The sequence below is a fragment of the Kitasatospora sp. NPDC001225 genome (assembly GCF_053597855.1).
Genome location: NZ_JBSFJC010000006.1, coordinates 91,509 through 107,415 on the forward strand (window position 1 = coordinate 91,509; position 15,907 = coordinate 107,415).

Below are 15,907 nucleotides of genomic sequence, written 5' to 3' on the forward strand. Positions count from 1 at the left end.
TAGCCCACTCGGGCCATCAGGTATAGACCAATCCCACCCCTGCGGCTAGCGTGGACGGCTCACCCTCCCCCAGCTCCGGAGCCGCACCGTGGAGTCGTCCGTCCTCGCCTTCGCCACCGACCTGCTCGACGAGGGCGCCGACACCTTCTTCGGCAACCTCACCGACCGCGCCGGGGTCGGCGGCGTCACCCTCGCCTCCGTCTACCACGAGGCCCGCGACGTCTTCCCGCACAACCCCCGCCGGGTGGTCCGCTACCTGGAGCCGGGCGCGGCGTACTTCCGCCCCGACCCGGCCGCCTGGCGGGGCCGCCGGCTGGCCCCGGCGCCGTCCACCGCGATCGGCGACCGCGACCCCTTCGCCGAGGCCGGCGAGGAGGCCCGCCGCCGCGGCCTGAAGCTGCACGCCTGGACGGTCTTCTGCCACAACGACCGGCTCGGCTTCGCCCACCCCGACTGCGCCCCGGCCAACGCCTTCGGCGACCGCCACCTCACCGAGCTCTGCCCGGCGAACCCGGAGGTCCGGGAGTACGCGCTGACCCTGGTGGCCGAGCTGGCCCGGTACGGCGTGGACGCGGTCCGCGCCGAGTCCCTGCACTTCCACGGGCTGCGCCACGGCTACCACCACGAGCGCTACTTCGAGGAGCTGGGCCCGACCGCCGAGGCCCTGCTCGGGGTCTGCTTCTGCCCGCACTGCCGCGCCGCCGCCACCGCCGCCGGGGTCCCGGCCGAGGAGGTGGCCGAGGCGGTCCGCGCCGAGCTGCGCCACCGGCTGGCCGACGAGTCCGCCGCCGCCCGGCCCGCCGACCTCAGCGCCCTCGCCGACGGCGCCTTCGCCGCCTACGTGGACGCCTCCGCCGCCACCGTCACCGCGCTGGCCGCCGACCTCTCCGAGCAGGCCCGCCGGCACGGCATGCGACTGAGCTTCATGGACGGCGGCGGCCCGGGCACCGGCTGGCTGGCCGGCATCGACCTGCCCGCCCTCGCCGGAGCCGCCGACCAGATCGAGACCCTCGGCTACGCGAAGACCCCGGAGGCCGTCCGGGAGAAGCTCGCCGCCTTCGCCCTGCACGGCGTCCACCCGAAGTCCATGGCGGTGATCCTGCGCCCGATGTCCTCCGACTGCGACGGCCCGGAGAACCTCGCCGCCAAGATCGCCACCCTGCGCGAACTCGGCGTCCCCGAGGTCGAGTTCTACCACTACGGCCTGATGCGGCTGTCCTCCCTGGACCGGATCGGCGCCGCGCTCTCCGCCTGAGGCCGGCCGCCGCCCGCCCCGGAACCGGTCACCGCCGCCGCTTGGACGTCCCGAACAGGCTGCGCGAGATCTCCTGCCCGAGCTGCTTCCCGGCCGAGCGCGCGAAGGACTTGACGCTCGGGTTGTTCAGCAGCGACCCGAGCAGCCCGCCCACGCCCGCCTGCTCCCGCGCCTTCCCCTCCCGCTCCTCCCGCCGCGCCGCCGGCTCGGGAGGAGCCGACGCGGGAGGCCCGGCCGGCGCCGCCTCCGGCCGGGGGGCGCGCGCCGCCAGCTTCTCGTACGCCGACTCCCGGTCGATCGCGTCCCGGTAGCGCGCCGTCAGCGGCGAGGCGTCCACCACCGCCCGCAGGTCCGCCGCCTCGATCGGCCCCATCAGCGACTGCGGCGCCCGCAGCCTGGTCGCCGCGACCGGGGTCGGCGCGCCCTTCTCGGAGAGGACGGTGACCACGGCCTCGCCGGTGCCCAGCGAGGTCAGCACCGCGCCGAGGTCGTACGAGGAGCGCGGGAAGGTCGAGACGGTGGCCTTCAGCGCCTTGGCGTCGTCGGGGGTGAAGGCGCGCAGCGCGTGCTGCACCCGGTTGCCCAACTGCGCCAGCACGTCGGACGGGACGTCCCGCGGCGTCTGGGTCACGAAGAAGATGCCGACGCCCTTGGAGCGGATCAGCCGCACGGTCTGGGTGATCGCCTCCAGGAAGGCCTTGGAGGCGCCCTTGAACAGCAGGTGCGCCTCGTCGAAGAAGAACACCAGCTTGGGCTTGTCCGGATCGCCCACCTCGGGCAGCTCCTGGTAGAGGTCGGCGAGCAGCCACATCAGGAAGGTGGAGAACAGCCGCGGCCGGTCCTGTACGGCGGGCAGTTCCAGCACCGAGACCACGCCCCGGCCGTCCGGGGCCGTCCGCAGCAGTTCGGCGGTGTCGAACTCGGGCTCGCCGAAGAACGCCCCGGCGCCCTCGTTCTCCAGCACGGTGAGCGCCCGCAGGATCACCCCGGCGGTGGCCGCCGAGAGCCCGCCGATGGTCCGCAGCTCCTCCTTGCCCTCGGGCGAGGCGAGGAAGGCGATCACCGCGGTGAGGTCCTTGAGGTCGTAGAGCTCCAGGCCCTTGGCGTCGGCGTAGTGGAACACCAGGGTGAGCGAGGACTCCTGGGTCTCGTTCAGGTCGAGCACCTTGGCCAGCAGCAGCGGCCCGAAGCTGGTGACGGTGGCCCGGATCGGGATGCCCGCGCCCTGCCCGCCGAGCGCGTAGAACTCGGCGGGGCAGCCGCGCGGCTCCCACTGCTGCCCGACCTCGGCGGCCCGGGCACCGGTCCGCTCGCTCGGCGTCCCGGGCGCGGCGACACCGGAGACGTCCCCCTTGATGTCGGCCAGGAACACCGGCACGCCCTGCGCGGAGAGCTGTTCGGCGATCAGCTGGAGGGTCTTGGTCTTGCCGGTGCCGGTGGCCCCGGCGACCAGCCCGTGCCGGTTGAGCACGCCCAGCGGGATGCGCACCTGGGCGTCCGGGTACGCGGTGCCGTCCAGCAGCACCGCGCCGAGGTCGAGGGCAGGGCCGGTGAAGGCGTACCCGGCGGCGATCTCCCGGACGGCCTGCGGGGTGAGGTCGGAGTCCATCGGTGAACACTCCTGAGCGGATCGGAACGCTTCGGAACGCTTCGGCATCGGCACGGAACCCGATCGGCACCGGGCGATGTTCGCGACATTTCCCATCAAACAGCGGCATTCGTCCATGCGCAGTTCACACCGGCGCGCGTGGCGGAGCCTCGGCTGCTGCGCCATCCGCCGTCCGAACGGTAGGCTTTCCGTGTGATCTTCAAGCGCATCGGCAATGGGCGGCCGTACCCGGATCACGGCCGGACGAGCACCCGCCAGTGGGCTGACGTCGCCCCGCGCCCGGTGCGACTCGACCAGCTGGTGACCACCAAGGGCCAACTCGACCTCGAAACCCTCCTGGCCGAGGACTCGACGTTCTACGGGGACCTCTTCGCCCACGTGGTGAAGTGGCACGGCGACCTCTACCTGGAGGACGGCCTGCACCGGGCCGTCCGGGCGGCGTTGCAGCAGCGCCAGGTGCTGCACGCCCGCGTCCTCGAAATGGAGTGACGGACCCCCGACCGGGCCGTCGGACCCCCACGGGCTTTCCGGACCGCCCCCTCGCCACCCGGCGGAGGGCGGTCCGCGCGTACCCCGGTACCCCCTTTCGGGTACCGGGGTACGCCAGATGATGATCGTTTAGTACCTTCGAGGCTGTCCGGCACTACGCTGCTGACTACGGCCGCGACCAGGGGATTCCGCCCGCACCGGGGGAAGCCCCCACCCGGCCGATCCGTCATCCCGACCCCGCCCTGGTACGAGGGGGAGACAAACCGTGAGCATGTTGACTCCCCAAGGCCTCAAGGGGAAGCAGTACCGCGTCACCGGCAACACCTACCCGCGCCTGGGCCGGCCTCCGAAGAAGAGCCGCAAGGTGATCGCCGCACTCGCCGGCCTGCTCGCCCTGGCCCTGGTCGCGCTCGGCGGCGTGCAGCTGTACGACATCTTCACCGGCAGGAACAAGAACGCCTCGGCCCAGGCCTGCGCGGACCCGTCCGGCAAGCCGCTGGCCGCCCCGACGCCGGGGGCCGCCCCGGGCACCCCCGCCGCCTCCGGTGCGCCCGCCGCCGCGCAGGGCGACCCGCACGCCGTCCCGCAGGCCTCCGCCGTCACCGTGAACGTCTACAACGCCACCACCAAGGCCGGGCTGGCCGGCCGGACGGCCGAGGAGTTCAAGAAGCGCGGCTTCGTCATCGGCAAGGTCGGCAACGCCCCGGCCGAGCTGGACAAGAAGGTGCCCGGCACCGCCCAGGTGATCGCCGGTCCGGCCGGCGCCGGCGCGGGCACCCTGGTCGGCTCGCAGATCGCCGGGGCCGCCGTCACCGCCGACGCCCGCACCGACACCACCGTGGACTTCGTGATCGGCGACAGCTACAACGCCCTGCTGGACGAGACCCAGGCGGCCGCCGCCCTCGCGCTGGCCACCAAGCCCTCCCCCGCCCCGACCGCCACCGGCAGCTGCTGAGACGGCACCGGCCGAGCACGCGGCACCGACCGAACACCGAGAGCCCCCGGCAGACGCAGTGCCGGGGGCTCTCGGTGTTCGGTGGTTCGGGTGGGGAGGCTCAGCCGGCCGTGCCGTACAGCCGGTCGCCCGCGTCGCCGAGGCCCGGGACGATGTAGCCGTTCTCGTTGAGCCGCTCGTCCACGGCGGCGGTGACGACGGTGACCGGCAGGCCTGCCAGCTCCCGCTCCATCACCTCGACGCCCTCGGGGGCGGCCAGCAGCACCACGGCGGTGACGTCGGTGGCACCGCGCTCGATCAGCATCCTGATCGCGGCGACCAGGGTGCCGCCGGTGGCCAGCATCGGGTCGAGCACGTAGACCTGGCGGCCGGAGAGGTCGTCCGGCATCCGGGTGGCGTAGGTGGAGGCCTCCAGGGTCTCCTCGTTGCGGACCATGCCGAGGAAACCCACCTCGGCGGTCGGCAGCAGCCGGGTCATCCCGTCCAGCATGCCGAGGCCGGCCCGCAGGATCGGGACCACCAGCGGGCGCGGGTAGCTGAGGCGGGTACCCAGCGTGACCGCCACGGGGGTGGTGATCTCCACCTCGTCGGTGCGGACGTCCCGGGTGGCCTCGTAGGCGAGGAGGGTCACCAGCTCGTCGGTCAGGCGACGGAAGGTCGGCGAGTCGGTGCGCTCGTCGCGCAGGGTGGAGAGCTTGTGGGCGACCAGGGGGTGGTCAACAACGTGGAGACGCATGTATCGAGGTTAGCCCGGTCCTGGACGGGTGTACGACTCGCCGTGCCCACCGGGGCGCCGGTCCGGGTGACGCTCCCGTGACTCGCCGTGACCCGGCGCGGTCGTCCGGACGGAAGTGCCTCCTGTGGTATCAACCGGGCCGTTCTGGGAATGTCACCTCTTATGACGAGCAACCCGAACCCTGGGGACGGCTCGATGGACGAGCCCGTCGACGGGGTGGGCCGGAGCCCGGGCCCGCCGTACGACCACCCCGAGACGGAAGCGGAGCGCCGCAAGCGGCGGGCCGTCTTCCTGCGCGAGCTCACCGAGGCGCGCGAGCTGCGGGAGCGGGTCCAGCCGCGGCGGACCAAGGAGCGGCGGATGCGCGAGGCGATGCGGATGCGGACCTTCCGGATCTGACCGGGCCCGGGACCGCCCCCGGAACCGCCTCGGGAGGCACCCCCGGGCCACCCTGATGCCGCCCTGGCGCCCGTCCGGCGCGACACCCGGACGGCCCCGGGAAGGGACCCGAACGGCCCCGCCGGGCGTTCGGAGCAAATTTCGACCGGCCTCGGACCGCCCCGGCCCGGCTTCGCCGTCCGCCACCCGGTCCTTCCGACACGACCTGCAAAGACGCGCTGCAGAACACCCCCCGCAAGGGCGGGCTTTCTGTCACGATTCCGATGGGACGGTCCGAACAAGCGGACCGCCTCTGGCGCGGGGGCGGCCAGATTTCCGCGTTGCCCGTGCGCGCCGACAGCCGAGACCGATGATCTTGGGAGTGTCCCTGGTGGCGTACTTCGCTGCAGTGCTTGCTCGCACCGAGGACGGGTGGGATGTGAGCGAGACGGAGCTCGACGACGTCGAAACCCTCGCCGATCTGGCCGACCTGGCCCGCGGATCCGCCCAGGACGACGACAGCGTCCTGATCTTCATCGAACAGGAGGACGCCTGGTTCGCCGTCGTCCGCGTGGACGGCGAGGAGGACCCGCGGATCTTCGTGTCGGACGGCGCCGCGGCCGCCCGCAGCTCCTACGGCTCCGTCCTCACCGACGAGTTGGTCGACCAGGCCGGCGAGAGCGAGTTCGGCGACCTGGACCACCTGCTGGACGAGGCCGAGGAGGCCGAGGAGCAGGACGACGAGGACGCCGACGCCCGCGGCGGCGTCCCGGTCGGCCCGCTCGGCGACGCCCACCTGCTCACCGAGTTCGGCCTCGCCGCCGACGAGCTGCTGGCGCTCAGCGGCGAGGGCGCGGTCCCGGGCGACGCCCTGGAGGAGATCGCCGAGGCCCTGGGCTGCGGCGAGGTCCTGGAGGCCGTCCGGTAGCGGCGTCGGCCATGCCGGTGTCCACCACCGGATACCCGACACTGGATGCCATGCAGCCCGCATCCACTCCGCTGACCGTCCCGCACGTCTCCCCGCTGCCCGCCCCCGTCCGCCCCGACCCGGTCCGCGACCGCTGGGCGGCGCCGATGCGCCTCGCCATGGCCGAGGCCGCGCTGGCGCCGGCCACCGGGGACGTACCGGTCGGGGCGCTCGTCCTGGACCCGGACGGCGAGGTGATCGGACGCGGCCACAACGAGCGCGAGGCGGTCGGCGACCCGACCGCGCACGCCGAGGTGGTCGCGGTCCGGCAGGCCGCGGAGAAGACCGGGGAGTGGCGGCTGAGCGGCTGCACGCTGGTCGTCACGCTGGAGCCGTGCACCATGTGCGCTGGCGCCATCGTGCTCTCCCGGATCGACCGGGTGGTCTACGGCGCCCTCGACGAGAAGGCCGGCGCGGCCGGCTCGCTCTTCGACGTGATGCGCGACCGCCGGCTCAACCACCGGCCCGAGGTGATCCCGGGCGTCCTCGCCGACGAGTGCGGCGCGCAGCTGCGCGCCTTCTTCGACACCCACCGCTGAGGGCCCGCCGGGCACCGCGGTGATACGGATTTCGTGACTGCGCCACCCCTCCGGTAGAGTTCCTCTCGGTAGCGTGTCCGAGCGGCCAAAGGAGCACGCCTCGAAAGCGTGTGTGGGGGCAACTCCACCGTGGGTTCGAATCCCACCGCTACCGCTCGAGAGCCCGAGGGCCCGTCCGATCCGGACGGGCCCTCGGCGTTTGTCCGCCCACGTTGCGGGAGCCGCGGGGCACCGCCGGAACGGCCCCGGACATGGGAACGGCTCCGTACCCCGGGCCGATGACCACCGGTGCCCGGTCCGTACGGAGCCTGGAGGGGGAGCGGTTCGGGGGGACTGACCGCTCCCCCGGCGGAGTCCCACAACCGGCGCCGCGTCGGGGGGAAGCCGCGGCGACCGGTCCCACAGCGGGGAGCTCCGGATCCATGCACCGGGGATTCCTGCCAGATCCTCGGTACGTCTTCCATCCTGCCGTCCGGCCCGCGAGCGGGCATCCGGAGAAAGGCCCCACTCGCGGGGACCTTCGTCCCGCCGGCCGAACGCGTCGCACACTTGATAGCCCGTCCGGGTGGATAAGCTGCCCCCTGCAGGCCGCTCGGGGACCGGATGACGGCGGCCCACAGCTGGGAGGAAGAGGTCACCCGATGGCGCAGGCGAAGAAGATCGGCATGGCCCTCCTGCTCATCTTCGTGCTCTACTCGATCATCACCTCACCCTCCCGGTCCGCCGAGCTGGTCCAGCTCGGCTTCGAGGGGATCTCGAACGCGGCCAAGGCCGTCGGCACCTTCATGACCGGTCTGATCAAGTGACGGACGGCCCGCACCCATTCGGGTAGCGGTCGGCCCCCTGGCACCGGCTACGGTGAGCGGGACCCTCTGTCCCCGTCCGCGAGGAGCGGCAATCGTGATCCGCCACCTGGTCCTGTTCAAGCTCAACGAAGGCGTCAGCAAGGACGAAGAGCGCGTGCTCGCCGGCGCCAAGGCCTTCGACGCGCTCGGCTCGGTGATCCCCGAGCTGCGCGAGTGGGAGTGCGGCTGGAACACCACCGAGCGCGACATCGCGTACGACTACGCGATCAACAGCCTGGTCGAGGACCGCGACGCCCTCCAGGCCTACCTGACCCACCCGGACCACCAGGCCGCGGCCGGCCTCTGGCGCGAGTTCGCCACCTGGGTGATCGCCGACGTCGAGGTCTGAGCACCCGTCCGGCCCCACCCGTCCGACCCGGACCACCCGAAGCCCGACCCCGGTGCTTCCCCCGGACGGACCGCGGCGCCCCGTCCGGCTTCCGGGCGGGGCGCCTTGCTCCGTCCCGGAACGATCCGCGCGGCGGTTCGCCGGCCGGCCCGGGAAAGGTTGAACGGCCCACCAACACACCTCCATCGGGTGCTTGCCCGACCTGTGCCCACCTTGTGATGCTATGACCGGTTTTGCCGGACATGGCGAGGTCGTGAACCCGCCGTGGCACCCGCTCCGCAGGGCCCGCCGTTGACGACTTTGGGAGGGGTGAGGTGTCCGTGGACGAAGTGCTGGCTGCGATCACCAGCCCGGCCGGCGAGCTCCGACCGGACCGGCTGCGCGGCCCCGGCGGCCGCCCCGCCGTGGACGTCCGGACGCTGACCCGGGTGCTGTTCGAACGGCTCGCCGAGCTGCCCCCGGACGCCCCCGAGCGGGAGCGGGTCCGGGCCGCCCTGATCGAGGTGAACATCCCGCTGGTCCGCTACGCCGCCACCCGCTTCCGCAGCCGCAGCGAGCCGATGGAGGACGTCGTCCAGGTCGGCACCATCGGCCTGATCAACGCGATCGACCGCTTCGACCCCGGCCGCGGCGTCCAGTTCCCCACCTACGCGCTGCCGACCATCCTGGGCGAGATCAAGCGCTACTTCCGGGACAACGTCCGCACCATGCACGTCCCGCGCCGGCTCCAGGAGCTGTGGGTCCAGGTCAGCGGCGCGATGGAGGAGCTGACGGTGCTGCACGGCCGGGTGCCCAAGGTGCCCGAGATCGCCGCCAGCCTGCGGATCCCCGAGGAGGACGTGCGGGCCTGCCTGGACGCCGGGCGGGCGTACAACGCGGCGTCCCTGGAGGCGGCACAGGAGCACGAGGGCGGGCTCGCCCTGCTCGACCGGCTCGGCTACGAGGACTCCGCGCTGGCCGAGGTCGAGCACCGGGACATGGTCCGCCACCTGCTGGTCCAGCTCCCCGAGCGGGAGCGGCGGATCGTGATGCTGCGGTTCTTCGCCAACCTGACCCAGTCCCAGATCAGCACCGAGCTGGGGATGTCCCAGATGCACGTGTCCCGGCTGCTCTCCCGGATCCTGACCAGGCTTCGGACCGGCAACTCCTGGGAAGAGTGAGATTGCAGCGAGTTACCCCGGCGTGACATCTTGCGACGTTCGGGTTTGCCGTGGACCGTGTTCCGGTATGCAGGGGGAAGGCCCTCGCCGGGAACCACCGCGCGACGGCCCCCGTTCAACTGACAGTCACAAGGGGGTGGGTGCATGTCCGGAGAGCTGGGCACTGCGGAGATCCACGCTGGCGGCCAGGCCAACGGCACGGCCGTCGTCGAGGACCTGGTCCCGCGGCAGCGGGTCGAACCGGCCCGGCCGCCCGGCCCCGACACGGGACCGGAGACGCCGCCCGGCTCGGTGCTGGACACCCGGACGCTCTCCCGCTCGCTGTTCCTGCGGCTGGCCGCGCTGGACCCGGGCAGCGCCGAGCACACCTACGTCCGCGACACCCTGATCGAGCTCAACCTGCCGCTGGTCCGGTACGCCTCGGCGCGCTTCCGCAGCCGCAACGAGCCGATGGAGGACATCGTCCAGGTCGGCACGATCGGCCTGATCAAGGCGATCGACCGGTTCGACCCGGAGCGCGGGGTGGAGTTCCCCACCTTCGCGATGCCCACCGTGGTCGGCGAGATCAAGCGCTTCTTCCGGGACACCAGCTGGTCGGTCCGCGTTCCGCGCCGGCTCCAGGAGCTGCGGCTGGCGCTCACCAAGGCCGGCGACGAGCTCTCCCAGCGGCTGGACCGCTCCCCCACCGTCGCCGAGCTGGCGGCCTGCCTGGGGGTCAGCGAGGAGGACGTGGTCGAGGGCCTCGCGGTCGGCAACGCGTACACCGCCAGCTCGCTCGACTCCAGCACCGGCGAGGAGGACAGCGACGGCCCGCTGGCCGACCGGCTCGGCTACGAGGACCTCGCGCTGGAGGGCGTCGAGTACCGGGAGTCGCTCAAGCCGCTGCTGGCCAAGCTGCCGCCGCGCGAGCGCCGGATCATCATGCTGCGGTTCTTCGGCAACCTCACCCAGTCGCAGATCGGCGAGGAGATCGGGATCTCCCAGATGCACGTCTCGCGGCTGCTCACCCGGACGCTCACCCAGCTGCGCGAGGGGCTGATCAACGAGGGCTGAGCCGACCGCCGGGAGCCGGGCCGCCCCGCTCGGCTCCCGGGTCGTCCAGCAGGTTGGCGCGCAGCCCGGCCAGCACCTCCCCGTCCAGTCCGAGTCCGTCCCGCCAGTAGGCGTCGAAGCCGCCCCAGCCGGCCGCGACCTCGGCGAAGGCCGCGTCCAGGTAGCCGCCGTCGGCGCGGAAGACCGGCAGGAGCAGCTCGGGCTCGCGCATCAGGCCGCGGGCCCCGAAGTCGTCCAGCACCCGCCGTACGACCGGGGCGGAGCGCTCGTTGGTGAGCAGGTAGTCGGCCAGGACGGTCTCCCGGTCCACCCCCAGGGCGGTCAGCAGGAGGGCCGCGGCCCAGCCGGTGCGGTCCTTGCCCGCCGAGCAGTGGAACAGCAGCGGCGGCCCCTGAGGGTCCGCCAGCAGCCGTAGCAGGGCGGCGAATCGCTCGCGCGCCACCCGGTCCGTGACGAACCACCGGTAGAGGCCGGCCATCCGGGCGGCCGCCCGGCCGTCGCCGAGCAGCGCCCGCTGGCGCTCCGGGTCGTGGTCCGCCAGCGCGTCGCGGACCAGCAGGACGATGTCGAAGTCCGGTGCCAGCAGCGGGAGATGGTGGAGCGTCACACCGCCGGGCAGGTGGTCCAGACCGGTCTCGCGGACTTCGGCCATGCTCCGCAGGTCCACCACGCTGTGCAGGCCGAGCGCGCCGAGCGGGCCGAGGTCCTCGGCGGTGACACGGTTCAGGCCATCGCTGCGCAGTGCCACCCCGGGCCGGAGAATCCGCCCGTCAGCCGTCCGGTACCCGCCCAGATCACGGGCATTCAGCGCACCGCGCAAACCGAGACTGCGTCCGACCAGCGGCGTTCCGCCCGCCTCCGGTGACGCATTCCGTACGCTCGGGAATCCCCCGGACTCGGTATGCTGATCGACCATGTGAGCACCTCCATTGCATATTCGGACTGTCACATGGCACAGCCGTGCCCGATATTGCATGAACCTGCCCAACTGGGCGGCGAGATGTGCAAGAGTGTCATGCGCAACGACGACAGTGTAGGTGTCCCGCCCGCCTCACTGGGCCGCACCGTCGGTAACCACGTGTAGCAGTCAGCTTCCGGTTTTTCATTTTCAATTCACTATTTGCGCCGCCGGTCCGGTTCCGGTCACAATCAGCGCCTTCATGGCTTCGCCATGAACGTTGGTAACAGGTTCGCTGCACTCTCGCCCAATTGGTCCCTCGCACCACCGTCCCTCGACCAGGATGGGCCCGGGCAGCCTGCTGCCCGCGAACAGCTACACGGGCAGGCGAGCGCCGAGCAGCGTGACGCCTGCACCAAGGGGAGGATCACCATGGGTCGAGCGACCCGAAGAGTCGCCGCGTGCGCGGCGGCAGTCCTGCTGGCCAGCGGCTTGCAGACCACCCTGGCCCACGCCGACGCGGCGCCGCCCAGGATCGACCTCACCGTCCTGGTCGTCGACGACGGCGGCCCGTCCGTCGCTGCCATCACCGCCGAGTTGAAGAGCCAGGGCACGCCCTACAAGGTCATCAGCCTCAATGACCCCAACCGCCCCGTCATCAACTCCGCTTTCCTGAGCGACACGCTGAACGGCCAGCCCCGCGGGAAGTTCCAGGGCATCGTGCTGCCCAACGAAAACCCCTTCCCCAACAGTGCCACCGAGATGACGGCGATCGCGACCTACGAAGCCGCATTCAACGTCCGCCAGATCGACGCGTACACGTGGGCCAACCCGGCGGTGGGGCTGAACTACGCCCAGAATCCCGGATTCGTGGGCACTCTCGACGGATTCCAGGGCGCCACCACCACGGCCGGAACTTCGGGCCCGTTCGGGTACCTCAAGGGCAGCGTCCCGTTCGAGGACAACGACCCGAACGTCGGCGAGAGCTACGGCTACCTGGCCACTCCGCTCGCCAGCCTGCCGGCCGGCGCCTCGTTCGTCCCGCTGGTCGACGCGCCGATACCCAACACGGCCAGCCGCGGTTCGCTGGTCGGCGAGTACACCCACGACGGCCGCAAGGAACTGGTCGTCACGTTCGTCTACAACCAGTACCAGCAGCAGTACCGGCTGCTGGCCCGCGGCATGGTCGACTGGCTCACCCAGGGCGTCCACCTCGGCTACGACCGCAACTACTTCGCCACCCACGTGGACGACGTCTTCCTGGCCGACGACCGCTGGGACACCGTGCTCAAGTGCACCCCCGGCGACGTCACCTGCCCGCCCGGCACCCCGGACACCGCCAACCCGATCCGGATGACCGTCGACGACGCCAACCACCTCAAGCAGTGGCAGGCCGCCAACAACTTCACCCTGGACATGGTGTTCAACGGCGGCGGCAGCGAGGACTGGAAGGCCGACCACCAGACCACGGTGGACCCCACGGCGAACCAGATGATCGCCGACCAGAGCAACTACCGGTGGGTCAACCACACCTACACCCACCCGTACCTTGGCTGCGAGCAGAACGTCACCGTGGTGCCGTGGGTCTGCGCCAAGAACGCCGCGGGCGCCACCGTCTGGGTCGACCAGAACACCATCTCCTCCCAGATCAAGAACAACGCCGACTGGGCCACCGCGAACGGCCTGGGCTTCGACCCGCAGTCCCTGGTCACCGGCGAGCACTCCGGCCTGCTGACCGCCCCGCAGGAGACCAGCGACAACCCGAACCTGGCGCCGGCGCTGGCCGCCAACGGCATCAAGTTCACCGCCAGTGACGCCTCCCGCGAGACCGGCCAGCGGCCCGTCGGCTCCGCCCTGACCGTGCCGCGGTACCCGATGAACGTCTTCTACAACGCCGGTACGGCGAAGGAGGAGGCCGACGAGTACAACTGGATCTACACCAGCAAGGCCAACGGCGGCAGCGGCGTCTGCGAGAACAACGCCAACTCCACCTGCCTGCCCCAGCCGCTGGACACCACCACCGGCTACCAGTCGTACATCGTGCCGCTGGAGGCCCGGATCGACCTCGGCCACGTGCTGAGCAACGACCCGCGGCCGCACTTCGTGCACCAGTCGAACCTGTCCGAGGACCGCATCCTGTACCCGGTGCTGGAGAAGATCCTCGGCACCTACCGCTCGCTGCACGCGGACAGCGCCCCGATCGTGAACCTGAGCCAGCGCGAGATCGGCCAGGAGTTCCAGCGCCGCGCGGCCTGGAACACCGCCCTCGCCTCCGGCCAGGTCACCGCCTACCGGGTCGGCGGCACCGTCACCGTCAACGCGCCGTCCGGCGTTCAGGTCCAGGCCACCATGCCGACCGGAACCGCTCAGAAGCTGGCCATCGGAACGGGCGGGTTCGGTTCGTCCTACGCCGGTACCCTCTCGGGTTGGGTGGCCCCGGGCGCGCTGCAGAGCAGCGTCACCCTGCAGCTGCCGTCCGCGCCGGCCGCCCCGGCCCCCGTCGCGCCGGGCGTCGCGGCCAAGTCCGTCCCGGCCCCGGCGCCGGCGGACAAGAAGGTCGTGCCGCAGGGTGTCGCCACCCCGGTCCCGGTGGGGCCGAGCGACACCACCCGCAAGCCCGCTCCGTCCCTGGTCCCGGGTAGCGGAACCCCGGTGCCCGGCAAGGATGTCCTCGCTGGCACCATCGGTCAGGGCGGCAACGGCCACGACGACAAGGCTGCGACGAAGAACGGCAAGGCCTCTGGGGGGACGGCCACGCCGAGCAGCACCACCGGACGCTCCGGCAACCGGTAACCGGTAACCAGCACCACCCGCCACCGGCGGGGCCGGGCCGGTCGCCCGGCCCGGCCCCGCCACGGCTCCCGTTCCGGTCATCCAGGCCGGAACCTACGCAAGAACAGGAGGGGGGACAGGAATGCGCGTCACCCTGCTCACCGAGGGGACGTATCCGCACCAGCACGGCGGCGTGAGCGTCTGGTGCGACCAGCTCGTTCAGGGCATGCCGGACGTCGAGTTCGACGTCATCGCCGTCACCGGAACCGGCCACGAGCCACTGGCCTGGGAACTGCCCGCCAACGTACGGTCGGTCACCACCGCGCCGCTGTGGGGGCCCGCCTCGGAGGGCCGAGCGCCCCGCGGCAAGGAGATGCGGCGCTTCCTCAACGCGTACGAGCGCTTCCTGCACTCCATCCTCGACCCGGTCTACACCACCCACTTCGGCACCGAGCTGTACAACTTCGCCGACCTCGCCCGGCACGGGCTGCTCAGCCCGGCGCTGCGCAGCGAGCGCGCGCTGCGCACCCTCCAGCAGGTCTGGACCCGCGACTACCTGCCGACCGCCGTCTCCCGGCCCACCCTGCACGACGCCCTGAACGCCACCGACCTGCTGGAGCACGCCCTGCGGCCGCTCTCGGTCGAGCCGCCCAAGGACGGCGTCGCGCACGCGGCCAGCGGCGGCCTCGCCACCCTGCCGGGGCTGATCGCCGCCCAGCAGTACGGCGTACCGTTTCTGCTCACCGAGCACGGCATCTACCTGCGCGAGCGCTACCTCGGCTACCGCACCGGCCCCTACCGCTGGCCGGTCAAGGCGCTGCTGCTCGGCTTCTACCGGATGCTCGCCGAGGAGAGCTACCGGCAGGCCGCCCTGGTCACCCCCGGCAACCGGTACAACCGGCGCTGGGAGGAGCGCGGCGGCACGCCGTCCTCGCACATCCGCACCGTCTACAACGGGGTGGACCCGGCGGCCTTCCCGCCGGCCGGCCCCGAGCCCGAGACGCCGACCCTCAGCTGGGCCGGCCGGGTCGACCCGATCAAGGACCTGGAGACGCTGATCCGGGCCTTCGCCATCGTCCAGCGGGAGATCCCCGAGGCGCGTCTGCGGCTCTTCGGCGGCACCCCCAAGGGCGGCGAGGCGTACCGGGACGGCTGCATAGCCCTGGCCGCCGAGCTCGGCATAGCCGACTCGGTGGCCTTCGAGGGCCGCGTCGCCGACATCACCGACGCGTACGCGGCGGGCAACGTGGTCATGCTCTCCAGCATCAGCGAGGGCTTCCCGTTCACCCTGATCGAGGCGATGTCCTGCGGCCGCGCGACCGTCTCGACCGACGTCGGCGGCGTGCGCGAGGCCGTCGGCGACACCGGACTGGTCGTCCCGCCGCGCGAACCCGAACCGATGGCGGCCGCCGCGATCGAGCTGCTGCGCGACGCCGAACGGCGCGCCCGGCTCGGCGAGGGCGCCCGGCTGCGGGTGATCGAGCAGTTCACCCTCCGCCAGAACATCGACGGCTTCCGCGGCATCTACACCGAGCTCCTGGGCACCGCCCGCTGGATGCCCGGCGGCATGGTCGCCGTCACCGACCAGGTCCCCAGCCCCGACTGGGACCAGCAGCTGGCCGCCGCCCGCCCCGAGCCGAGCGAGGTCGGCGCGTGAACGGGCACGGCGACAGAACCATCGAGAGGCGCGTGTCCCGCTCAGCGGCCGCCGAGCACAGCGAGGTCAGAGCGTGAACGAGCGCAGCGAGCGAACCATCGAAAGGCGCGTGTCCCGCTCAGCGGCCGCCGAGCACAGCGAGGTGGACGCGTGAACGAGCGCAGCGAGCGAACCATCGAAAGGCGCGTGTTCCGCTCAGCGGCCGCCGAGCACAGCGAGGTGGACGCGTGAACGAGCGCAGCGCG

At 72.1% G+C, this 15,907-nt stretch carries 15 protein-coding genes and 1 tRNA gene; 13 read left to right on the plus strand and 3 right to left on the minus strand.

Translation table 11 applies throughout. From position 1 onward, the window contains the following. The first annotated feature begins 88 nt into the window (after nt 1-88). Complete coding sequence (locus ACWDCZ_RS03500; protein ID WP_380739175.1) at nt 89-1,255, plus strand: hypothetical protein; 1,167 nt, start codon at nt 89-91, stop codon at nt 1,253-1,255. A gap of 28 nt (nt 1,256-1,283) precedes the next feature. Here ACWDCZ_RS03500 and ACWDCZ_RS03505 read toward each other — a convergent pair whose 3' ends face one another. Further along, entirely contained in the window at nt 1,284-2,864 is a 1,581-nt protein-coding gene (locus ACWDCZ_RS03505; RefSeq protein ID WP_074001822.1) for a helicase HerA-like domain-containing protein, read from the minus strand. Nucleotides 2,865-3,056: 192 nt separating this feature from the next. On the opposite strand from ACWDCZ_RS03505, the gene ACWDCZ_RS03510 reads away from it, so the two are divergent. Together ACWDCZ_RS03510 and ACWDCZ_RS03515 are read left to right on the plus strand one after the other, a co-directional pair. Beyond that, nucleotides 3,057-3,353: a type II toxin-antitoxin system VapB family antitoxin gene (locus ACWDCZ_RS03510; protein WP_030061387.1), complete on the plus strand. Its 297-nt coding sequence runs from the start codon at nt 3,057-3,059 to the stop codon at nt 3,351-3,353. Between the two features lie 271 nt (nt 3,354-3,624). Next, complete coding sequence (locus ACWDCZ_RS03515) at nt 3,625-4,308, plus strand: LytR C-terminal domain-containing protein (RefSeq protein ID WP_049650160.1); 684 nt, start codon at nt 3,625-3,627, stop codon at nt 4,306-4,308. A 100-nt stretch (nt 4,309-4,408) separates the two neighbouring features. On the opposite strand, the gene upp is transcribed toward ACWDCZ_RS03515, so the two are convergent. Continuing rightward, the gene (gene upp, locus ACWDCZ_RS03520; protein ID WP_049650159.1) at nt 4,409-5,044 is read right to left on the minus strand and encodes a uracil phosphoribosyltransferase; all 636 of its coding nucleotides are present in this window, start codon (nt 5,042-5,044) and stop codon (nt 4,409-4,411) included. Nucleotides 5,045-5,239: 195 nt separating this feature from the next. Between upp and ACWDCZ_RS03525 the strand changes: the two genes are divergently transcribed. From ACWDCZ_RS03525 to ACWDCZ_RS03560, 8 genes are all read left to right on the plus strand, one after another. Next, nucleotides 5,240-5,443, plus strand: a complete 204-nt coding sequence (locus ACWDCZ_RS03525) for a hypothetical protein (protein ID WP_049650158.1) — start codon at nt 5,240-5,242, stop codon at nt 5,441-5,443. 349 nt (nt 5,444-5,792) lie between these two features. Next, nucleotides 5,793-6,350 (plus strand): tRNA adenosine deaminase-associated protein, encoded by a 558-nt coding sequence (locus ACWDCZ_RS03530; RefSeq protein ID WP_117488600.1) that lies wholly within the window; start codon nt 5,793-5,795, stop codon nt 6,348-6,350. Between the two features lie 50 nt (nt 6,351-6,400). Beyond that, nucleotides 6,401-6,928, plus strand: a complete 528-nt coding sequence (gene tadA, locus ACWDCZ_RS03535; protein WP_449815111.1) for a tRNA adenosine(34) deaminase TadA — start codon at nt 6,401-6,403, stop codon at nt 6,926-6,928. A 67-nt stretch (nt 6,929-6,995) separates the two neighbouring features. Continuing rightward, a tRNA-Ser gene (locus ACWDCZ_RS03540) sits at nt 6,996-7,082 on the plus strand. 487 nt (nt 7,083-7,569) lie between these two features. After that, nucleotides 7,570-7,734 carry a hypothetical protein gene (locus ACWDCZ_RS03545; RefSeq protein WP_181970620.1) on the plus strand — a complete coding sequence of 55 codons (165 nt, stop codon included), beginning with the start codon at nt 7,570-7,572 and terminating at the stop codon, nt 7,732-7,734. A 94-nt stretch (nt 7,735-7,828) separates the two neighbouring features. Next, nucleotides 7,829-8,122: a Dabb family protein gene (locus tag ACWDCZ_RS03550; RefSeq protein WP_049650156.1), complete on the plus strand. Its 294-nt coding sequence runs from the start codon at nt 7,829-7,831 to the stop codon at nt 8,120-8,122. 314 nt (nt 8,123-8,436) lie between these two features. Further along, nucleotides 8,437-9,282: an RNA polymerase sigma factor SigF gene (locus ACWDCZ_RS03555; protein ID WP_375876738.1), complete on the plus strand. Its 846-nt coding sequence runs from the start codon at nt 8,437-8,439 to the stop codon at nt 9,280-9,282. Between the two features lie 144 nt (nt 9,283-9,426). After that, nucleotides 9,427-10,335 (plus strand): RNA polymerase sigma factor SigF, encoded by a 909-nt coding sequence (locus tag ACWDCZ_RS03560; RefSeq protein WP_049650154.1) that lies wholly within the window; start codon nt 9,427-9,429, stop codon nt 10,333-10,335. Here ACWDCZ_RS03560 and ACWDCZ_RS03565 read toward each other — a convergent pair. Continuing rightward, complete coding sequence (locus ACWDCZ_RS03565) at nt 10,322-11,311, minus strand: tyrosine-protein phosphatase (RefSeq protein ID WP_082345351.1); 990 nt, start codon at nt 11,309-11,311, stop codon at nt 10,322-10,324. The genes ACWDCZ_RS03560 and ACWDCZ_RS03565 overlap by 14 nt on opposite strands. Before the next feature lie 354 nt (nt 11,312-11,665). On the opposite strand from ACWDCZ_RS03565, the gene ACWDCZ_RS03570 reads away from it, so the two are divergent. Together ACWDCZ_RS03570 and pelF are read left to right on the plus strand one after the other, a co-directional pair. Then, nucleotides 11,666-14,026, plus strand: coding sequence for a hypothetical protein (locus tag ACWDCZ_RS03570; RefSeq protein ID WP_449815112.1), 2,361 nt, complete (start codon nt 11,666-11,668; stop codon nt 14,024-14,026). A 121-nt stretch (nt 14,027-14,147) separates the two neighbouring features. Then, complete coding sequence (gene pelF, locus ACWDCZ_RS03575; protein ID WP_049650152.1) at nt 14,148-15,662, plus strand: GT4 family glycosyltransferase PelF; 1,515 nt, start codon at nt 14,148-14,150, stop codon at nt 15,660-15,662. The last annotated feature ends 245 nt before the right edge of the window (nt 15,663-15,907 follow it).

Coding starts and splice junctions, on each gene's coding strand:
- ACWDCZ_RS03505 (WP_074001822.1), bottom strand. CDS start 2,864: ATGGACTCCGACCTCACCCCGCAGGCCGTCCGGGAGATCGCCGCCGGG.
- ACWDCZ_RS03560 (WP_049650154.1), top strand. CDS start 9,427: ATGTCCGGAGAGCTGGGCACTGCGGAGATCCACGCTGGCGGCCAGGCC.
- ACWDCZ_RS03545 (WP_181970620.1), top strand. CDS start 7,570: ATGGCGCAGGCGAAGAAGATCGGCATGGCCCTCCTGCTCATCTTCGTG.
- ACWDCZ_RS03525 (WP_049650158.1), top strand. CDS start 5,240: ATGGACGAGCCCGTCGACGGGGTGGGCCGGAGCCCGGGCCCGCCGTAC.
- ACWDCZ_RS03565 (WP_082345351.1), bottom strand. CDS start 11,311: ATGCAATATCGGGCACGGCTGTGCCATGTGACAGTCCGAATATGCAAT.
- ACWDCZ_RS03530 (WP_117488600.1), top strand. CDS start 5,793: ATGATCTTGGGAGTGTCCCTGGTGGCGTACTTCGCTGCAGTGCTTGCT.
- ACWDCZ_RS03570 (WP_449815112.1), top strand. CDS start 11,666: ATGGGTCGAGCGACCCGAAGAGTCGCCGCGTGCGCGGCGGCAGTCCTG.
- pelF (WP_049650152.1), top strand. CDS start 14,148: ATGCGCGTCACCCTGCTCACCGAGGGGACGTATCCGCACCAGCACGGC.
- tadA (WP_449815111.1), top strand. CDS start 6,401: ATGCAGCCCGCATCCACTCCGCTGACCGTCCCGCACGTCTCCCCGCTG.
- upp (WP_049650159.1), bottom strand. CDS start 5,044: ATGCGTCTCCACGTTGTTGACCACCCCCTGGTCGCCCACAAGCTCTCC.
- ACWDCZ_RS03515 (WP_049650160.1), top strand. CDS start 3,625: ATGTTGACTCCCCAAGGCCTCAAGGGGAAGCAGTACCGCGTCACCGGC.